This is a genomic window from Stenotrophomonas bentonitica (assembly GCF_002887735.1).
Taxonomy (GTDB): domain Bacteria; phylum Pseudomonadota; class Gammaproteobacteria; order Xanthomonadales; family Xanthomonadaceae; genus Stenotrophomonas; species Stenotrophomonas bentonitica_A.
This window is the reverse complement of record NZ_PKQP01000008.1, coordinates 171139-189519: the sequence shown is the minus strand read 5'-3', so window position 1 is coordinate 189519 and position 18381 is coordinate 171139. Positions and strand designations below refer to the sequence as shown.

The window sequence follows — 18381 nt, the reverse complement described above, 5'->3', positions numbered from 1 at the left end:
GATACCGGAGCATCCCGCATGACGCCTCTGAAGGCATGGCTGATCGCCGTCACCGAGCCGGTCGTGGTCATCATCGATGCGATGGCACTGGTGCTGATCGCGCTGGCCACGGCGGTGGTGTTCGTGCAGGCGCTGCGGCTGGCGCTGCGCGGCCACCCGACCAACGTGGAGCGGCGCGCGGTGTGGCTGGCGTATGGCCGCTGGCTGGTGGCCGGGCTGACCATGCAGCTGGCGGCGGACATCATCGAATCCTCGATCTACACCGACTGGGATGCGATTGGTCAACTGGCCGTGATCGCGGTGATCCGGACCTTCCTGAACTATTTCCTGGAGCGCGACATCGAGGAGGTGCGCGAGCGGCAGCACGCACCGCGGCCCACGCCGGACCCGTCCTGATCCCGCGCACTGCGATTCCCCTTCCGCCCCGGAGGCCGATGCCATGAACACCCCTGCACCCACCACGCCCCGGCCCCGGCCGCGCGGCCCGCTGGCCCTGTGCCTGGGCGGACTGCTGGCGCTGGGCAGCGCTCCCGTCGCAGCCACTGAAGGCGCGCTGGGTCGCTCGATCACCGGCATGCAGATCACCTCCTACGCCGGCGTCATCCCGCCCGAGCCGGGCATGCAGTGGTCGCTGAGCTACATCCGCTACAACGGCAAGATCAGCGGCGACCGCCCCGCGCCCATCGCCGGGCAGATCTCGTTGGGCCTGGAGGCCGACGTGAACCTGACCGCTGCCACCGGGGTGTACGTATGGCCGACCCAGGCCGGGCGTTGGAATTTCGCCTCGATGCTGACCGTGCCGTACATCGATGCCGAGGTCACCGCCAACCTGGCAGGCCCACTGGGCAACCGTTTCCAGACCAAGGACCATGCCTCCAATCTGTTCGACGTGTACTTCGCCCCGGTGATCGCCGGGTTCCACATCAGCGAGGTGCAGCACCTTTCCTTCGGCGTATACGTATATGCGCCCACCGCCAAGTACGACCCGAACCGGCTGGCCAATCCAGGCATGAACATCTGGACGTTCTCGCCCAGCGTGGGCTACACGCACGTGTTCCAGAAGGGCACGCTGGAATTCAGTGTGCTGGGCGCCACCGACTGGTACACCCGCAACGACGATACCGACTACAAGAACGGCGTGGTCGCACGGGCCGATGCGCTGCTGGTCAAGCGCACCGCCAGTGGCTGGGGGTTCGGGGCGGCCGGTGGCTGGATCCAGCAGTTGCAGGACGACAAGGGCGACACCGCCGACCGCCTGGGGGGCTTCAAAGGCCGCTCGTTTGGTATCGGCCCGGTGCTGACCTACGGCAAGAAATGGTCCGGCGGCGAGCATGTGGATGTGTCGTTCCGCTATGTCGGCGAATTCAGCGTCAAGAACCGCTTCGAAGGCGACCCGTGGAGTCTGTCGATCAGCGGCGGCTTCTGATCCCGGTCGCCTGACGGCGGCCACCTGTTTACCGTGCCATGGAGTAACGGTCATGTCCTCTGCCATTCCCCCGGTTGCGTGGTCGGCCTGCCTGATGCTGGCGGCGCTGGCGCCCGTCGCGCACGGCGCCACCCGTGTTGCCACTCCCGTCTCCCCCCCGGCTGCACCGGCCGACGCGCCCGAGCGCGATCCCGAGGCGTTGGCCGCTCTGGACCGCATGGGCGCTGCGCTGCGTGCGCTCAAGCAGTTCTCGCTGACCTCCGATGCCAGCACCGAGATCGTGCTGGAGGACGGCCAGAAGGTGGAGCTGGATGGTGTGGTGACCTACAAGGTGCGCGCCCCGAACCAGCTGTTCCTGGAGCTGCGCAGCGATCGCCAGCTGCGCCAGCTGTTCTACGACGGCAAGGCGTTGTCGCTGTATTCGCCGCGCCTGAAGTACTACGCCCAGGTGGACGGACTGACCAGTACGCTGGGCGAACTGGTGGACGATGCCGCCGCCCGCTATGGCATCGACATGCCGCTGGCCGACATGTTCCTGTGGGGCACCGACAAGGCGCCCAAAACCGCCATCCGTGGCGCGCTGCACATCGGCGGTGGCACGGTGGACGGCGAGGCGATCGAGCAGTACGCGTTCAAGCAGGATGGCGTGGACTGGCAGCTGTGGGTCAGCAAGGCCACCGCATTGCCGAAGAAGCTGGTGATCACCTCACTGGATGATCCGGCGCTGCCGCAGTATCGCGCCCACCTGCGCTGGGACACGCGCAGCGCCGTGCCCGCGACCGCCTTCCAGTTCACGCCGCCGGCCGATGCGGCCCGCATCAAGCTGGTGCCGGTCGCGGTGGTCGTCACCGATGCTGGGCAGGAGAACTGACATGCGTATCGTGATCAACCGCTTTTTCGTGGCCTCCTCCCTGGCGGCGGGCATGCTGCTGATGGTGTTGCTGGCCGTGTCCGCACCGGCGAGCGCGCAGCGCAGCGGCTTCCATGGCGGTGGCGCGCGCGCCAGTGCGCATACCAGCATCAACCGCCCGGTGCAGCGCCCGCAGGGCGGCAACGTGAACCGCGGGGCCAACATCAACCGCAACATCGACAGCAACCGCACCGTCAATCGCAACGTGAACCGCAACGTCAATGTGGATGTGAACTACCACGACGACCACTGGAACCACTGGGACGATCATCCCTTCGCCACCGCTGCAGCGGTGACGGCGGGCGTGGCCGTGACCTCGGCGGTGATCGGTTCGATCGTCAATTCGGTTCCGCCCAGCTGCGTGACCACGGTGATCAACGGCATGGCCTACCAGCAGTGCGGCAATGTCTGGTATGAGCCGCGCTATGCCGGGACCACCGTGCAATACGTGGTGATCAATCCGCCGCGTTGACTCGGTAGTTTTTCCCGCCTCTCTACCGTAGTTATGCGCATTACGCGTGGCCGGCAGTGCACTACCGTGGGGCTGGAACCACTGGCCACCACGGCCCGCCCCAGGACGGCTGCGACCGCAGCGCGTCTTTCCATCCCGCCTTTGGAGACTCGCGTCATGAAAGCCTTTGCCATCGCCGTCCTGGCGACTTCTCTGGTCGCCTGTGCATCCACTCCGACCGTCAAGACCGACTTCGATCCGTCAGCCAGTTTCGCCTCCTACAAGACCTACACCTGGGCGATGAAACCCCAGGCGAGCTCGCCGTTGGTGCAGCAACGCATCATCGACGGCATCAACGCGCGCCTGCAGGCCAAGGGCCTGCGCGAAGCGCCCAACGGCGACATCGCCCTGGCGGCGCATATCGCCACCGGCCAGAAGCAGACCCTGGATACGTTCTACTCCGGGACGGGCATGGGCGGCTGGGGCTGGCGTGGCGGCGGCTGGGGTGGCGGGATGGCCATGGGTAATGCCACCACCACGGTGCACACCTATGACGTCGGCACGCTGGTCGTGGATATGTTCGACGCCAAGACCAAGCAGGCGGTCTGGCGCGGCACCGCCAGCGGCACCGTGCCGACCTCGCCGGACAAGGTCAACGCGGCGGTGGAAGCCGGCCTGGACAAGCTGTTTGCTGCGTTCCCGCCGGGCACGACCGCCGCACGCTGATCACTGCGGCACGGCCTGAGATGCGTTCAACCGCGTGGGCCCGCGCCGGGCTGTTCCCTCCCACCGGCACGGGCCCGCGCACTTGGCTTCCCATCCCCGAGGTGCCCCCGTGTCGATCGGCCATGCCGTACGCCTGCTCTCGCTGTTGGGCGTGCTCACGCCCTGCGCCGCGATTGCCCAGCAGCCCGCCGCTCCATCGCCTGCGCCGGCGCCCGCGGCCGCTCCGGCGCCACGGGCGTCCCTGTTCCGTGACGCCGAAGACGGCCGGTTCGACATGTCGCGCTGGTTGCTGGAGCACCGCGGCTTTCTGCCGGTTCCGATCATCGTCACCGATCCGGCCGTCGGCAACGGCGGTGGCGTGGCGCTGGCGTTCTTCCACCGCCCACCGTCCTCGGGGGCGACGGGCGAGGACGGTGCCCCGAAGATGGTTACGCCGGACATCTACGGCGGTGGGGCCATGCGCACCTCCAACGGCAGCGAAGCGTATGGCGTGGGCGCCTCGCTGCACTTCGACGATGACCGTTGGCGCTACCGCGGCGGCGTGGCCAAAGCGTCGTTCAACCTGGGCTTCTATACGCCCGGCACGGTGCTGCCCGCGCAGAAGATCGACTACAACATGGACGGCCTGATGTCCTTCCAGCAGGGCTTCCGGCGCCTGGGTGACCGCAATCTCTATGTCGGCCTGGCCTGGATCTACATGGATCTGGATATCGGCTTCGATGTCGCCTCCGACCGCGATCGTTTCCAGCCACACGAACTGTCCAAGCGCAGCTCCGGGCTGGGCCTGTCGCTGGAGTACGATTCGCGCGACAACCCGTTCACGCCTTCCAGCGGCTGGCTTGGCATGATCGAAGGCAACGCGTATCTGCCGGGGATCGGCAGCGATGCCAGTTTCCAGAGCTATCGCGGGCATGCCTACAGTTACTGGCCGATGGGCAGGCATTTCGTGCTCGGTGCGCGCGCGGATGCCCGCTGGGCCAACGGTGACATTCCGTTCTATCGACTGCCCTACATCGACCTGCGCGGCATCGGCTCGGCGCGTTACCAGGACACGCGGGCTGCGGTACTGGAGAGCGAGCTGCGCTGGAACATGACCCAGCGCTGGGCGCTGATCGGCTTCGTTGGTGCGGGGCGCACTTGGGGCCGGCAGAACAGTTTCAGCGACGGCGCCAGCCAGGTGTCGAAAGGCGCCGGCGTGCGCTATCTGATCGCCCGCCAGCTGGGCATGCATGTCGGCGTGGACTATGCGTGGGGCCCGGAAGACGACACGTTCTACATCCAGGTCGGCAGCGCGTGGCGCTGAAACGCCCCGGGCACCCGGCGTCGCGCGCCTTGGCGCTCGCAGTGGCGTGGCTGTGCGCCAGTGGTGCCCTGTCGCCGCTGCAGGCTGCCGAACCGGTGGTCGCTGCCGCGCCCGCAGGCCAGGCAGACCACTGCGGCGTGCGCGGCCCGGGTGACACCCGGCCACGGATCGGGCTGGCGCTGGGCGGCGGCGGCGCACGCGGTATCGCACACGTGCGCATCCTCAAGCAGCTGGAGGCGCTGCATATTCCGGTGGACTGCATCGCCGGCACCAGTGCTGGCGCGCTGGTCGGTGCCTTGTACGCGTCCGGCTCCACGCCCGAGCAGATCGAGCAGCTGGTGCTGAGCACCGAATGGCTGAGCCTGTTCACCGACACCCTGCCACGTCGTGAGCGCTCGCTGCGGCGCAAGGCCGACGATTACGCACAACTGGCACCGATCGGCATCGGGCTCGGCGGCGAGGGCAAGGCGGTGGCACTGGCCGGGGGGGTCTCCGAGGGCGAAAAGCTGATCGCCCTGTTCGAGCGCGCCACCGGCGGCGGCCGGGTCAATGGCCGCTTCGATGACCTGCCGATCCCGTTCCGGGCGGTCGCCACCGATATCAATACCGGCATGCCGGTGGTGCTGGCCGAAGGCAGCCTGCCGATGGCGATGCGCGCGAGCATGTCCTTGCCGGGCATCTTCCGGCCGGTGGTGATCGACGGGCACGTGCTGCTTGATGGCGGCCTGTCCAACCAGGTGCCGATCGACGTGGTGCGCGCGATGGGGGCCGACCGGGTCATCGCGGTGGACGTCGGCACGCCCTTGAGCGCGCTGGATCGCGACGCCAGCCTGGTGGATGTGATCAGCCAGCTGAGCGGCTTCCTGACCACCCGCAGCGCGCAGGCACAACTGGACAGTCTGGGCGCGCAGGATCTGCTGATCTCGCCCGATCTGACCGGCAAGGTGGCCACCGGCGATTTCGACAAGGCGCCCGAGGCGTTGCGGATCGGCCAGCTCGCCGCCGACCAGGCCGCGCCGGCGCTGCAGGCGTTCGCGCAGGCGCCGCAGGAGTACACCCGACTGGCCGCCCAGCGTGCCGGTCGCACGCATCCGGTGGCACCGGCCACCATCGACTTTGTCGAGGTCGACAACCACACCGGCTATGCCGATGCGCTGCTGCTGTCCTATCTCCCGGTCCACGTCGGCGCGCCGCTGGATATCGAGGCGATGCAGGCCGGTGTACTGCGCGCCTACGGCATGGGAACGCTGGCCAGCATCAACTATGAGGTCAAGGAGCGTGACGGACGCACCGGCGTGGTGGTGTCCGCGTATGCCAAGCCCAACGGACCGGTGTACCTGGAAGCCGGGCTCAGCCTGAGCAACGATCTGGAAGGCAACCACGAAAGCAACCTGCGCGCCGGCCTGCTGTTCTCGCCGCTGTCGCCCTACGGTGCCGAAGCGCGTATCGCCCTGCAGATCGGCAGCGAGCCGGGTCTGACCGGCCAGTACTATCATCCGTTCGATCTGCACGATCGTTACGCCTTCCAGGCGGGCGGCGGGTTCCAGACCCGCAGCTTCAATCTCTACGACGATGCCGGCGACAAGATCGCGCGCTATCGCGTGCGTCGTACCGGTGCGACGCTGGCCGTGTTCCGCAATGTGTCCAATGTGCTGGCGCTGTCGGTCGGCGTGCAGCGGTATACCGGCAATGCGGAGGTGGAAGTGGGCGACCCCACCATTCCGCGGGTGAACTTCGACGAGGGCGCGTGGATCGCGCAGGCGACCCTGGACGATATCGACAGCGTGTACTTCCCGCGCGATGGCTATCTCGTCACGGCGGGGACGTACCAGTCCAGCCCGAGCCTCGGCGCAGATGCCCGCTTCGGCCAGATCGATCTGGATGTCGTGGCCGCCAGATCGTTTGGCAAGCATGCGCTGCAGCTGGGGCTGCGCTATCACGTGACCGCGTCGGGCACGGCGCCGGTGCAGAACCTCTACCGCCTCGGTGGGCGCTGGCGGCTGGCCGGGTTCCAGCACAACCAGTTGACTGGCCAGGACTATGCGCTCGGGTTCGCCGGCTATACCTATGAGCTGGGCAAGCTGTTGGGCCGCTCGGCGCAGGTCGGGGGCACGGTGGAGTACGGCAATGCCTGGCAGCGGCGCAGCGACATGTCACTGAGCGACGGCATCTGGAACGGCAGCGTATTCCTCGGCTTCGATTCGTGGGTCGGCCCGCTGATCTTCGGCATGGGATTCCGCGAAGGCGGCGAGAACGTGCTCTTCATCGAGCTGGGGCAATCGCTGTGATGCCGGCCAGCGGCCGGCACTACCGTGGGGTGCTCGCCTGTCTGGCTAGTGCCGGCCGCTGGCCGGCAGCGCGGGTCACCACACCTGCGAGAGAATTACCCCGAGCGCCCCGCACCAGCACACGATCACGAACCAGGCCAGCACCGCATTGGCACTGATGCCGCGGTGGCGGACGAACAGGCTCAGCACCAGCGCCGCCACCAGGGGCAGCACGAACAGGCTGACGATCCAGACCAGCGGATGGCCATGCATGGGAACTCCTTGGCCTGCCGGCTCAGTTCAATGTCTTGTCGGGGTAGTAGCGGGTGCCTTTGACGGTCAGCTCCGCCGCCAGGCCGCTTTCGGTCATCTGGTACACCCAGACGTTCTCGGAAATCTGCACCGCGCCGGTGAGTCCACCGCCGGCCTTGTCCACCTTCGCTGCCAACGTTGCCTGGCCGCCGATCTCGATGCCGCGGGTGATGAAGTCCTGGTACGCCTCTGGCGTCTTGAAGACCCAGACCAGGTCGAAGGTCTTGGCGCCAAAGCCCAGGCCCGCCTGGACCTCGACCATGCGCATGAAGGTCTCGCGGCCGCTGCGGTTGTCGATGGCCACACCATGCCCGCCGCCGCCGCCGGCAATCAATACCTTGACCCCGAAGCTGCGGAAGACCGCGTAACCCGCCGATTGCTCCACGGCCTGGCGTGCACCGGGCTGCGCGGCATACAACCGCGAGAGCACCGCGGCGGTGGCGGTACGCGCCTGGTTCTGCGCCTCGATCTTTTCGGTGGAGGGCGGTGCGTCACTGCGTGCGGGCGTGGAGGTGCTGCAGCCGAGGGGGGCCACGCCCAGCAGGATCAGGGCGGTGCCGACAAGAAGAGAACGGTCCATGGGAAGCAGCCTCATTCGGGAAAGACCAGCGTCACGATCAACCGGCCGGTCCAGCGACTGGCGTACTGCGGCCGGTCCACGTTGTAGAAGCCGCCGACACCGATGCTGATCGGGGTATGCCCGAGCCTGAGCACTTTGGAGACGGTGGCACCCAGCGGTACCGTCCAGGCATCGCCGCTGGCCGCCTTCCAGTTGTAATTGGTTTCCGAGGTGACACTGAGTGACCAGCCATCGGGCAGGTTGCGGGTCACGAACGGCTGCACGCTGGTGCTGCTGACATCCTCGCGGTCGTCATCGCCGGCAACGGACCAGACATGGTTGGCCAGTGCGCCGACGGTCCACGCCTTGGTCTTGTGGACCAGGATGAAGGCCGGGCCGAGCGAGTACTTGCCCGTGCCCAGACTGTCGTGCGAAGCGGTGTCCAGCAGCGCGGCGAAGCCGTAGCCGAATTCGGTGCCATGCGCTTCCGCCGCGGTCTTGGGGATGTAATACCCCTGCACGAACAGATCGCCGGTGCCGTGTTTGTCCTGCGGAAACTGGTTCCAGCTCAGCGGCAGGATAGGGCGCAGGATGAACTTGCCGCTGTCGCCGACGAACGGAATCACCGGCTGGATCTTCAACTGCTGGTTGTGCGCGTCGCCGCCAGGCCCGACCGAGCCTTGGTAGTTGTACTGGAACGGCACGGAGATCAGCGCCGCACCGGGATCGGCCAGCTTGCGTGCGATGTCGTCGGAGGACGCCGATCCGGCCGGCGCCTGCTGCGCGGCGAGGGGCGCGGCACCCAGCAGGGCGAGCAGCGCCAGCCAGGCCCGATGCCGCCGACACCTCATCGCGGCGCATCCACGACGATGTACTGCACCGTCGTGCCCGCATAGCGCGGCTGATACCAGGCGTTGTCGCACTGCTGGTAGCCGATGCCATTGACGACGACCGTGCTGCAGTCCACCGGCAAGGAGTACACCACCGAGCCGATCACGGCCGACGTGACGGCCACGCCTGCGGTGAACGCGGCGGCGTCCCAGAACGGATGGTCCCAGTACGGCGGCGGGGGCGGCGGAGGGGGTGGCCCGGGCGGATGCGGCCCGGGGCCAGGGCCGGGTCCAGGTCCAGGTCCAGGGCCAGGGCCTGGGCCTGGTCCAGGACCTGGAGGATGAGGTCCCGGGCCGGGACCCGGCCCCGGAGCAGGGTGGGGACCGGGACCTGGGCCAGGATGCGGGCCGGGCTCCGGGCGCGGGCCCGGACCGGGATGCGGGGCGGGGCCAGGCCCCGGCGGGTGCGGCGCGAACCCGCCGCCTCCATGAGGCAGACCGCCGCCGCCGAAGCCGCCGGCATGGGCGATCGAGGAATGGGCAAAGCCGCGCAGCCCGGGGCGCGCGTCGGCGTCGGCAGGCAGCAGCGCGGCGCCGAGCATCAGGGTCATCAAGGCCGGGGCCAGCGTGGCGCGCAGGCAAGCGGAACGGTCCATGCTCAGTTCTCCCCGTCAGTGGTCTGTACGGCCAGCGCGACCGGTACGAACACGATCTTCGTCGCGCCCTTGGGATCGAACGCCAACTCCCTGGCGGTCACCGCGCGCCGCGTATCCCAGTTCAACGTGGCCTGGTAGGTCGGCAACGCGGGGTCGCTATGGCTGGTGATCGCCAGCTGGCGGGGCAGGTGGGTCGCGTCGGAAATCCAGACCTGCCAATCCACCCCGGGTTGCCGGAAGGCGTAGTGCTGGGTTGCCTCGCCACCGATGCGGGCGCTGCCGATGCGCAGCGCGGACTGCAGCTGATCGGTCGGAAACGCCGGCGTGCCCCACAGGAACAGATCCGCCAGCGGCAACTCGATGCCATACGTCGTCGCCGATTCGGTCAACAGCGCCTGGCTGCTCTTGTTCAGGCCATCCAGCGTGGCGTAGTACTTGAGCCGCGGCGAGTAGATCGTCAGCGCCTTGCCGTCGTAGAACAGCTGGCGGTGCTGGTCCTCGCTCTGTATCTCCACGAAGAAGTGGTCCGGTCCCAGCACGCGATACGCGACGGTGCCCGGCAGGGCGATCTTCTGGCCATCATCGAGCACGTACTCGGTGCTGGTGGTGGCGTTGAGGGTGAAGTGCGGCAGCGCGCGCAGGGCTGCGCCCATGCGGGTGAGTGCCTGTACGGCCTGGGCATCAACGCTGGCCGCCGCGGGCTGCGCCGCCAGCGGAGGAGGAAGCAGGAGCAGGGGTCCGATCAGGACCAGCGCCAACAGCAGGCCCGATGAGGTGCGCGGCATGACAGTCTCCAGAGTGTCGTCAGTGGGGCGCGCGACGGGCCGACCCTGCTGACACTCTGCGCACCGCCCACGCGACGGACAACCGGAGTTACACGGTAAGACGCTAGGTATTTATACGCAGGCACCGGCCAGCGGCCGGCACCTGTGCAGGGGCGTCATGGTGTCCGGGTGGAGGCCGGTCCGCCGGCGGCGATCCAGGCGTCCACGGCCTGGCTGACCACCGTCATCGGCATGGCGCCGTTGCCCAGGATCAGGTCGTGGAACGCACGGATGTCGAAGCGGTCGCCCAGCTCCCGGCGTGCCTGCTCGCGCAGTTCCAGCAGCCGCAGTTGGCCCATCTTGTAGGAGGCGGCCTGACCGGGCTGCACCAGGTAGCGGTAGACCTCGATGCGCACATCCGCCGGGGTCATGCCGGTCTTGTCCTGCATGTAGGCGATGGCCTGCCCGGGGGTCCATCGTTTGCGATGCAGGCCGGTGTCGACCACCAGCCGCACCGAGCGGAACATCTCGGCCTGCAGGCGGCCCAGATCACCGGCGGGGTCGTCGCGGTACACGCCGGTCTCGGCCATCAGCTGTTCGGCATACAGTGCCCAGCCTTCGCTGAAGGCGCTGGGATTGAGACTGCGGCGGAGCATCGGCAGCGCGGTCAGGGTCTGGCCGATCGAGATCTGGAAATGATGCCCCGGCGAGCCCTCGTGATAGGTGAGGGTGGGAATGCTCCAGCGCGTATTGGAGGTGATATCGCCCAGGTTGATGAAGAAGGTGCCCGGCCGCGAGCCGTCCATCGCCGGTGGGTAATAGTAGCCGCCGGGCGAAGTGGCCTGCATGTGCGCGGGTACCGGTTGAACCAGCAGCTCCTGCGTCGGCAGATGGCCGAAGTAGGTCGGCAGGATCGGATCAAGATCACGCAGGCGCTGTTCGATGTCGCCGATCAGCTGCCTGCGGCCGGCGTCGCTGTCCTCATACAGGTAGCGCGGGTCCTTGCGTAGCTGTTCGATGCGGGCGGCCACGCTGCCCTCGCGCAGGTCCAGCTGCTTCAGGCGGTCATCCATCGCCGTGTCCAGCCGCGCCACTTCGCGCAGGCCGATCTGGTGGATCGCATCGGCATCCAGGTCGGTGCTGGTATACCAGCGCAGCGCGGCATCGTAGTAGGCCTTGCCCTCGGGCAGTGCCCACACACCGTTGTTGCCGGGATGGGTCGCCAGCGTGGCCTGCACGTTGTCGAGCAGGCGTTGATACCCCGGGTTCACCGCGTCTCGCACCGCAGCGGTGGCCTGCGCGATCAGTTCAGCGCGCCGGGCCGCCGGGATGGACGGGACCTTGTCCAGCTTGCGCTGCAACGACTGCACCCACAGGCTGTCCTGCGGCGCCGGTTTCAGCAGGGCACGGTACTGGTTGGCCGCCCCTTCCAGCGCAACCGCCGGCGGCACCACGCCCTGTTGGGCCTGCATGTCGACGTTGGCGCGGACCTGGTCCAGCTTGGTACCCATCGCCTGGAGCCGTTCAATGTAGCGGCGGGCGCTGGTGTCGTCGGTCACCGCATGCTGGTTGTCCATGAACTGCGGCAGGTTGACCGGCAGGCTGAACAACTGGTCGATCGCGTAGGTGCTGCCGCCGACCGGCAACCAGGCCGCGGCCCATGGCACGGCCATCAGATCGATCTGGGTCTGGTAGAACCAGCGCGCCAGGCCGTCGCTGAGGCGTTGCTGCGGATCCAGCGGTGCACCTTTCCAGGCACGGATCTGCGCCAGGTTGTCGACAAGAAAGCGGCGGTTGATCGCGCGCCGGGCCAGCGAGACGTCGGTCAGCTGGCCGGATAGATCACCGCCGGCATCGTCGCTGATGCCGAGCATCGTGCGCAGTTCCGGATCGGCGTTGATCGCGGCCATCGTCTGCGCATCGAGCAGGGCATTGAACGAGGGGGTGGCCGGTGTGCTCGCCGTGGACGGGGCCTGCGCATGTGCGTCGGCTCGCGGCAGCAGCAGTGCGCCGGCGATGGCCAGTGCGAGCAGGACAGGAACACGGCGGGCAGGCGAGGTCGTAATCACGGGGCGATCTCCGTTGGCGGCAGGCTGCGGGCAGGCTACGCCTGCACGGGTGCGGCTGCACCTGCGGATTGTCATGTCTGCGCAGGCGGGCAGATGCGGGCAGGGTACAGGCACTGCCGGTCGCGCACGGTTGGCTATCTGGATATGCCCGGAAGTAAGGACCTCGGTGCGACGCCGTTGGCCGCGCCGAATGAAATCAGTGACTTGCCCCGCGCTCGTTACCCACCTGAGCAGCCCGGCGCGAATGCACGTGTCCGCACCGATTGACGCTCTGCAACAAGTTTGCAACATGTCCGGCAGGGTCACCTGGGGACGTGTCTTGCCTGCTTCGAATCTGCCACGGCGATGTCGCCGCTGACGTATCGCCTGCGCTGTTCCATCGTCTTCCTCGGGCGTGATGCCCGATCTCTTCGGAGTTGTCATGAATCCTCGCACCACCGCGCTGCGACGTCGCCGCTTGTCCGTCGCCGTGCTTGCCAGCCTGTTCACCGCCGTTCCGGTGCATGCTCAAACCGCGGCAAGTGCGCCCGCGGTCACCCAGCTCGACCAGCTCACCGTCCTGGGTAACCGCACCCAGGCCCGCACCGTGCTCGAATCGCCGGTGCCGATCGATGTGCTGGGCGCGCAGGACATCCGCAGCAGCGGCTATACCGATATCAGCCAGATCCTGCAGTCGCTGTTGCCCTCGTTCAACTTCCCGCACCCGACCACACCGGACGGCAACACGCATATCCGGTCGGCAACGCTGCGCGGGCTGTCGCCGGATCAGACCCTGGTGCTGGTCAACGGCAAGCGGCGGCATGCCAGTGCATGGGTGAATACCGGCGGGACGGTGGGCAAAGGCGCGGTCTCGACCGATCTCAATGCGATCCCGGTGAGTGCGATCGAGCGGATCGAAGTGCTGCGTGATGGCGCGTCAGCCCAGTACGGTTCCGATGCCATTGCCGGGGTGATCAACATCGTGCTGCGCGAGGATGCCGGCTTCGAAGGGCGGGTCAGCCGCGGCACCACCCGCGATGGCGGCGGTGGCACCACCGCCGTCGCCCTGGACACCGGCGTGGCCTTTGCCGACGGCGGCGGTCTGCACCTCACCTGGGACTATCGTGATCGCAAGGCCGCCAACCGCGCCCTGCCCGATACACGTCAGCAGTACTTCGGGATCGGTCGCAACGGTGCGCCGGTGGCGCCGTCGGGCACCTTCGGCTCCGGCACCGGCCTGGCACCGATCGGGGGCGCGGCGGCGGGTGCCGTGGCCGACCCACGCGAAGCCACCATCGACCGCGATGCCCTGTGGCGCTTCGCCGACTCGGCCGACACCGTGGAAAAGACCGTGTTCGGCAACCTGCGCAAGCCGCTCGCCTGGGCTGAAGGATTGGAGGCGTATGCCTTTGGCGGCTACGGAGTAAGCGAGGGCAGTTCCAACGCCTCCCTGCGCCGCGCCGGCCAGGTCGAGAACGTGCGCGCGATCTACCCGGACGGGTTCCTGCCGTGGGTCGATACCCAGAGCACCAACGCCTCGCTCGGCGCAGGCATCAAAGGTCTGCTCGGCGACTGGCACTGGGACCTGAGCAGCGTCTACGGCCGCAACAAGCTGGTCTACCGCACCCGCAACACGCTCAACGCCACGCTGGGTGCGGCCAGCCCCACCGCGTTCTACAACGGTGCGCTGGAGGCCTCGCAGTGGACCACCAATCTGGATGCCAACAACAGCATCGAGCTGGGCTGGCATGCACCGCTGCGGCTGGCGCTCGGGGCAGAGTTCCGCCGCGATACCTACGGCATTTCACCCGGTGAGCTGAACTCATACGTTTGGGGGCCGGCGCGGGTGCTTGATGGCCCCTCGGCCGGCGCGGTGCCGACGATCGGCTCGCAGGGCTTCGCGGGCATCCAGCCGGCGGACGCCGGCAACCATCACCGTCACAACGTCTCGGCCTACGCCGAAGCGGAAACCGATGTGACCGATCGCTTCCTGGTCTCGCTGGCCGGGCGCTGGGAGGACTACAGCGATTTCGGCAGCACCACCAATGGCAAGCTGGCCCTGCGCTACCAGCTCGACGGCGGGGTGGCGGTGCGGGCCTCGGTCAGCACCGGCTTCCATGCGCCGGCCTTGGCCCAGCAGTACTTCAGTTCGACCAGCAGCCGCACGCTCAACAACGCGGTGACCGGGGTGCCCGAGTATGTGCTGGTGCGCACCGCACCGGTGGATACGGTGGAAGCGCGTGCCCTGGGGGCGCGCTCGCTGGAGCCGGAGCAGGCGACCAATGTCACGGCGGGCCTCACCTGGGGCATCGGTGGGCTGAGCGCATCGGTGGATGTGTACCGGATCGACATCGACGACCGGATCTTCCTCTCCAGCAACTTCGTTGATGCGGCCGGGTCGAGCGCGATCCGTGACTACCTGGCCGCGCTGGGCTCGCCGGGCGTGACCAGCGTGCGCTACTTCAGCAACGCCGCCGATACCCGTACCACCGGCGTGGACGCCTCGGCGCGCTACCGCTGGGAGCTGGCGGACCATGGCAGGCTCACCGCGACCGTCGCGTACAACCGCAACAAGACCAAGCTGACCCATGTCGCCTCGACCCCGGCGCAGCTCACCGCGCTCGGCGTGCGCACGCCGTTGTTCGATGTCACCGAGCGCACCCGCGTGGAGAAAGGCCAGCCGCGCGACAATCTGACCGTCGCGCTGGGCTGGGATGTCGGCCGCTGGGGCATCCACCTGGGCACGCACCGCTACGGTGAGATCGAAGGGGTGGCGGCAACCAACCAGAGCGCGGCCAATGTCGCCGCCTTTGCGCAGGGTTCGACCCGGTTCCCTACGCTGCCGACCGAAGCGGGTAGTGCTGGCAATGTCGACGTGATCCAGAAACTGGAGGCGCGCTGGGTCACCGATCTGGACATCGCCTTCCGCGCCACCGACACGGTCACTGTCGTGCTGGGCGCGAACAATCTGTTCAACACCTATCCGACGCGCAACATCGCGACCACCCCGCAGGTCTCCGGCGCGGATACCTTTGGCGTGTTCCCGTACAGCGAGCTGTCGCCGTTCGGTTGGAGTGGCACCTACTACTACGCACGCCTGGAGGCCCGTTTCCAATGACCCGTAAGACGACTGCAGGCCACCTGCCTGCCGACCCGCAGCGCCGCCACTGGCTGCGTGCCGGGCTGACCAGTGCCGCAGCGGTCGCGCTGGCGCCGGCCGCTGGATCCGCTGCGCCGCCCGCGCCGGCCGCCGTGACGTCCGCCGGCCGCACCACGGACCTGCTGCGGCTGGATCTCAATGAGAGCAGCTACGGCCCGTCACCTCGGGTCGGGCCCGCGGTACAGCGTGCGCTGGCGGAGGCACCGCGGTATGTCAGCGCCGCGCAGCTGCAGGCGTTGCAGGGCCAGATCGCCACGCTGGAAGGGGTCGCGCCCGAACAGGTCATCGTCGGTGAAGTGCTCGAAGCATTGGGCCAGCATCTTGCGCTGAGCCAGGGCGCGGGCGGTTTCATCTACAGCGTGCCCGGGTATGGCGCCCTGGTGGATGCGGCCAGGCCCTTTGGCGGCCGGGCCGTGGAAGTGCCGTTGAACGCGCAGCTGGAGAATGATCTGCCCGCATTGCTGGCGGTGATCGCGCCGGATACCCGCGCGCTGTTCGTGGTCAATCCGCACAACCCGTCCGGCACGCTGAGCCCCGGGGCCGAGTTCGATCGTTTCGTGAGCGCCGCGCAGGCGCGCACGCTGGTGATCGTCGACGAGGCGTACCTCGACTACCGCGAGGATGCCGCCACGTTGAGCGCGGTGCGGCTGCTGCGGCAGGGCCAGAACGTGGTGGTATTCCGCACGCTGGGCAAGATCCATGCGCTGGCCGGGCTGCAGGTCGGGTATGCGCTGGTGCCTGTGGCGCTCGCCGAGGCACTGCGCCAGCGCGGCGTCGGCGGCGCGCACGCGCAGAACCAGTTGTCGCTGGCCGCTGCATCGGCGGCACTCGCCGATCCCGCCCACGTGGCCCAGGTCCGGCGCAGCGTGGCGGCGGAGCGGCAGCACTGGCAGCAGGTCCTGAGCGGGCTGCGCCTGCGCTCGACTGAAGCGGCCGGCAATTTCGTGTTCGTCGATACCGGGCATCCCCATGCAGTCGTCGCCGGGCTGCTGCAACAGGGCGTGCGCATCGCCCGGGTGTTCGCCCCGTATGACACCTGGGTACGGATCACCCTCGGCACGCCGGCGGAAAACCGGCGTGCGCAGCTGGCGTTGCGCAGCGTGCTCGCCCAGCTGGGCAAGGCCCAGGGTGGAGCGGCGGGGTAGACGTTGCCCGTCGCGCCATCAGCCGCCGATGCGCTCGAAGCCGTCCGCGCTCCAGTCCTCGCTGCCCACGCCGTGATGGATCACGAACAGGCCCTGCGGATCGTAGCGGCGCTTGGCGGCCTGCAGCCGTGGGTAGTTCGGCCCCCAGAACGCCTGCTGCCAGTCCTGCTGGAAGTAGTCGCTCTCCGAGACATAGGCCGGGGCCGAGGGCGCCACCACGCTCAGGGCCCGGTAGGCGCGCGCCACGTTCAAGGCGCCCCGGCGTGCCCGGGGCTCATCCACCGTGCGCCCCAGGCCCGGATACACCGGCCCGCTGGCATTACCGATGATCGCCAGCGCGAAGGCGTCCAGCACGGCCGGATGGGTGGCCGTGTCGCGGCTGGCGGCCAGCGCCGCCGCCGGCGCACCGAACAGGCCCTTGTTGCAATGCAGGCCGACATCCATGTGATCGGCGGCCGCACAGATCGCGGCGGCCGCCTGCTCGCGCTGCGCATCGTCCAACAATCCCGACGGCAGCCAGGCCGATGCGTAGCCATGCAGGAACCAGCCGACCTGGCCCTGGTCGCCCTTCCACAGCATGTGCCGGGAGGAGGCGCCTTCGCGGGTGTCCTCGGCGATGAGGGCAGGGGCGTGCTGGCGGAAGAAGTCCGCGTCCCAGAAGTCTCTGGCCGGCATCGCCAGTGCCTGCAAGGGTTCGGTGATGGTGTAGGCCGGCCGGGCGCGGATCCAGTCCAGGAACGGCGTCCAGGTCGCTTCGGCGGCGTCGCGCGACATGCCCTGGAACACCATCGAGATCGACAGCCGCCGCGTGTCCTTGAAGGTGAACTGCTCACCCCAGTGCGGGTTGCAGAGCGTGTCGCGGTAGAAGCGGAGCATCTCTGCCGCCAGTGCCCGCCAGCTGGCGTCGTCGCTGGCCTGGATCTGGCAGGAGACGCCGCCGAAGGTATCGGGCAGGTCATGGGTGCGCAGCGTCATCCGGGTGACGATCCCGAAACTCGCCGCGCAGCCCCCCTTCAAGGCCCAGTACAGGTCCGGCTCGTTGTCGGCGTTGACGGTGCGGATCTGCCCGTCGGCGGTGACGATCTCGGCTTCGAGCAGGCTGGCCGCGGCCGTGCCATGCGCCTTGGAGAAACTGCCGAAGCCGCCGCCGGTGACCAGGCCTGTCACGCCCACCGAGGTGCAGCCGCCGCCCTGGACATAGCGCCCGCCGCGGGTGGTGACCGCATCGTAGGCATCGATCCACATCGCCCCGGCGCCGACGCTGACTGCCGGCTGCGGCGCCGTGCCCGGGCGGGCGTTGTGGGCGAGGAAGGCATCGTGCAGCTCGACCTGGTTCATCGCGCGGGTCCAGACCAGCAGCGAATCCGGCGCGCAGGAGGTGCCGTGATAGCTGTGCCCACCTCCTTTGACAACCAGGCGCAGGCGGTGGGTGCGGGCGAAGTTCACCGCCGCGGCCACCTCGGCGCTGTTGGCGGCGGCCACCATCTTCGCGCTGGGCACTGACCGCCACGCGCCGAAGTAACCACTGGTCTGGGTGAGCGCGGGCGCATCGCCGAGGAAGAATGGATTCTGCAGCTGTTCCAGCGCGGCGGCCCGGGTGGCGGCGTCAGCGAGGAAGGGGGACTGCGGCACCGACAGCCGACCGCCGACCGCACGCGACAATCGGTCCCACTCGGCGGCAGCGGGCCACCCCGCAGCGCCCGGCCGGACCCTCGAACGCATCGCTGCGAAGGCAGGGCCGGCCTTGAGCAGCATCGGCAGCAGCGGGAGGGTCAGCCCGGCTTTGAGGCAATCGCGTCGTTTCATGAGGGTCGTTCCTGCGGC

Annotated in this window: 16 protein-coding genes; 9 read left to right on the top strand and 7 right to left on the bottom strand. The window is 68.3% G+C overall.

Annotation, left to right across the window (positions count from 1 at the left end):
• Positions 1-18 precede the first annotated feature (18 nt).
• The 7 genes from C0R07_RS15160 (at position 19) to C0R07_RS15130 (ending at position 7104) form a co-directional block, all read left to right on the top strand.
• Positions 19-396 (top strand): DUF1622 domain-containing protein, encoded by a 378-nt coding sequence (locus tag C0R07_RS15160; RefSeq protein WP_070470728.1) that lies wholly within the window; start codon positions 19-21, stop codon positions 394-396.
• Between the two features lie 43 nt (positions 397-439).
• Positions 440-1426 (top strand): SphA family protein, encoded by a 987-nt coding sequence (locus C0R07_RS15155; protein WP_102789329.1) that lies wholly within the window; start codon positions 440-442, stop codon positions 1424-1426.
• 52 nt (positions 1427-1478) lie between these two features.
• Positions 1479-2297 (top strand): DUF2092 domain-containing protein, encoded by an 819-nt coding sequence (locus C0R07_RS15150; protein ID WP_070470732.1) that lies wholly within the window; start codon positions 1479-1481, stop codon positions 2295-2297.
• 1 nt (position 2298) lies between these two features.
• A complete protein-coding gene (locus tag C0R07_RS20170; RefSeq protein WP_254427869.1) occupies positions 2299-2808 on the top strand; it encodes a hypothetical protein in 510 nt (169 codons plus the stop codon).
• A gap of 156 nt (positions 2809-2964) precedes the next feature.
• Complete coding sequence (locus C0R07_RS15140; protein ID WP_070470735.1) at positions 2965-3513, top strand: DUF4136 domain-containing protein; 549 nt, start codon at positions 2965-2967, stop codon at positions 3511-3513.
• Between the two features lie 109 nt (positions 3514-3622).
• A complete protein-coding gene (locus C0R07_RS15135; protein WP_102789328.1) occupies positions 3623-4816 on the top strand; it encodes a BamA/TamA family outer membrane protein in 1194 nt (397 codons plus the stop codon).
• The gene (locus tag C0R07_RS15130; RefSeq protein WP_254427868.1) at positions 4807-7104 is read left to right on the top strand and encodes a patatin-like phospholipase family protein; all 2298 of its coding nucleotides are present in this window, start codon (positions 4807-4809) and stop codon (positions 7102-7104) included. Before C0R07_RS15135 ends, C0R07_RS15130 begins: the two co-directional genes overlap by 10 nt.
• A gap of 75 nt (positions 7105-7179) precedes the next feature.
• Here the strand turns inward: C0R07_RS15130 and C0R07_RS19930 are convergent, their stop codons facing one another.
• The 6 genes from C0R07_RS19930 to C0R07_RS15105 form a co-directional block, all read right to left on the bottom strand.
• Entirely contained in the window at positions 7180-7356 is a 177-nt protein-coding gene (locus tag C0R07_RS19930) for a hypothetical protein (protein WP_167390385.1), read from the bottom strand.
• A 22-nt stretch (positions 7357-7378) separates the two neighbouring features.
• Entirely contained in the window at positions 7379-7975 is a 597-nt protein-coding gene (locus C0R07_RS15125; RefSeq protein ID WP_167390384.1) for a YSC84-related protein, read from the bottom strand.
• Positions 7976-7986: 11 nt separating this feature from the next.
• Positions 7987-8805 carry a hypothetical protein gene (locus tag C0R07_RS15120; protein WP_070470742.1) on the bottom strand — a complete coding sequence of 273 codons (819 nt, stop codon included), beginning with the start codon at positions 8803-8805 and terminating at the stop codon, positions 7987-7989.
• Positions 8802-8969 (bottom strand): DUF6515 family protein, encoded by a 168-nt coding sequence (locus tag C0R07_RS20055; protein WP_217350029.1) that lies wholly within the window; start codon positions 8967-8969, stop codon positions 8802-8804. The genes C0R07_RS15120 and C0R07_RS20055 overlap by 4 nt, the downstream gene beginning before the upstream one ends.
• Positions 8970-9442: 473 nt before the next feature.
• Complete coding sequence (locus C0R07_RS15110) at positions 9443-10225, bottom strand: DUF2092 domain-containing protein (protein WP_102789324.1); 783 nt, start codon at positions 10223-10225, stop codon at positions 9443-9445.
• Between the two features lie 155 nt (positions 10226-10380).
• Entirely contained in the window at positions 10381-12273 is a 1893-nt protein-coding gene (locus C0R07_RS15105) for a DUF885 domain-containing protein (RefSeq protein ID WP_167390383.1), read from the bottom strand.
• Positions 12274-12694: 421 nt separating this feature from the next.
• Here C0R07_RS15105 and C0R07_RS15100 point away from each other — a divergent pair, with 421 nt between their 5' ends.
• Together C0R07_RS15100 and C0R07_RS15095 are read left to right on the top strand one after the other, a co-directional pair.
• Complete coding sequence (locus tag C0R07_RS15100) at positions 12695-15370, top strand: TonB-dependent receptor plug domain-containing protein (RefSeq protein ID WP_102789322.1); 2676 nt, start codon at positions 12695-12697, stop codon at positions 15368-15370.
• Positions 15367-16557 (top strand): pyridoxal phosphate-dependent aminotransferase, encoded by a 1191-nt coding sequence (locus C0R07_RS15095; protein WP_102789321.1) that lies wholly within the window; start codon positions 15367-15369, stop codon positions 16555-16557. The genes C0R07_RS15100 and C0R07_RS15095 overlap by 4 nt, the downstream gene beginning before the upstream one ends.
• Before the next feature lie 18 nt (positions 16558-16575).
• Here the strand turns inward: C0R07_RS15095 and C0R07_RS15090 are convergent, their stop codons facing one another.
• Positions 16576-18363 (bottom strand): FAD-dependent oxidoreductase, encoded by a 1788-nt coding sequence (locus tag C0R07_RS15090; RefSeq protein ID WP_102789320.1) that lies wholly within the window; start codon positions 18361-18363, stop codon positions 16576-16578.
• Between the last annotated feature and the right edge of the window lie 18 nt (positions 18364-18381).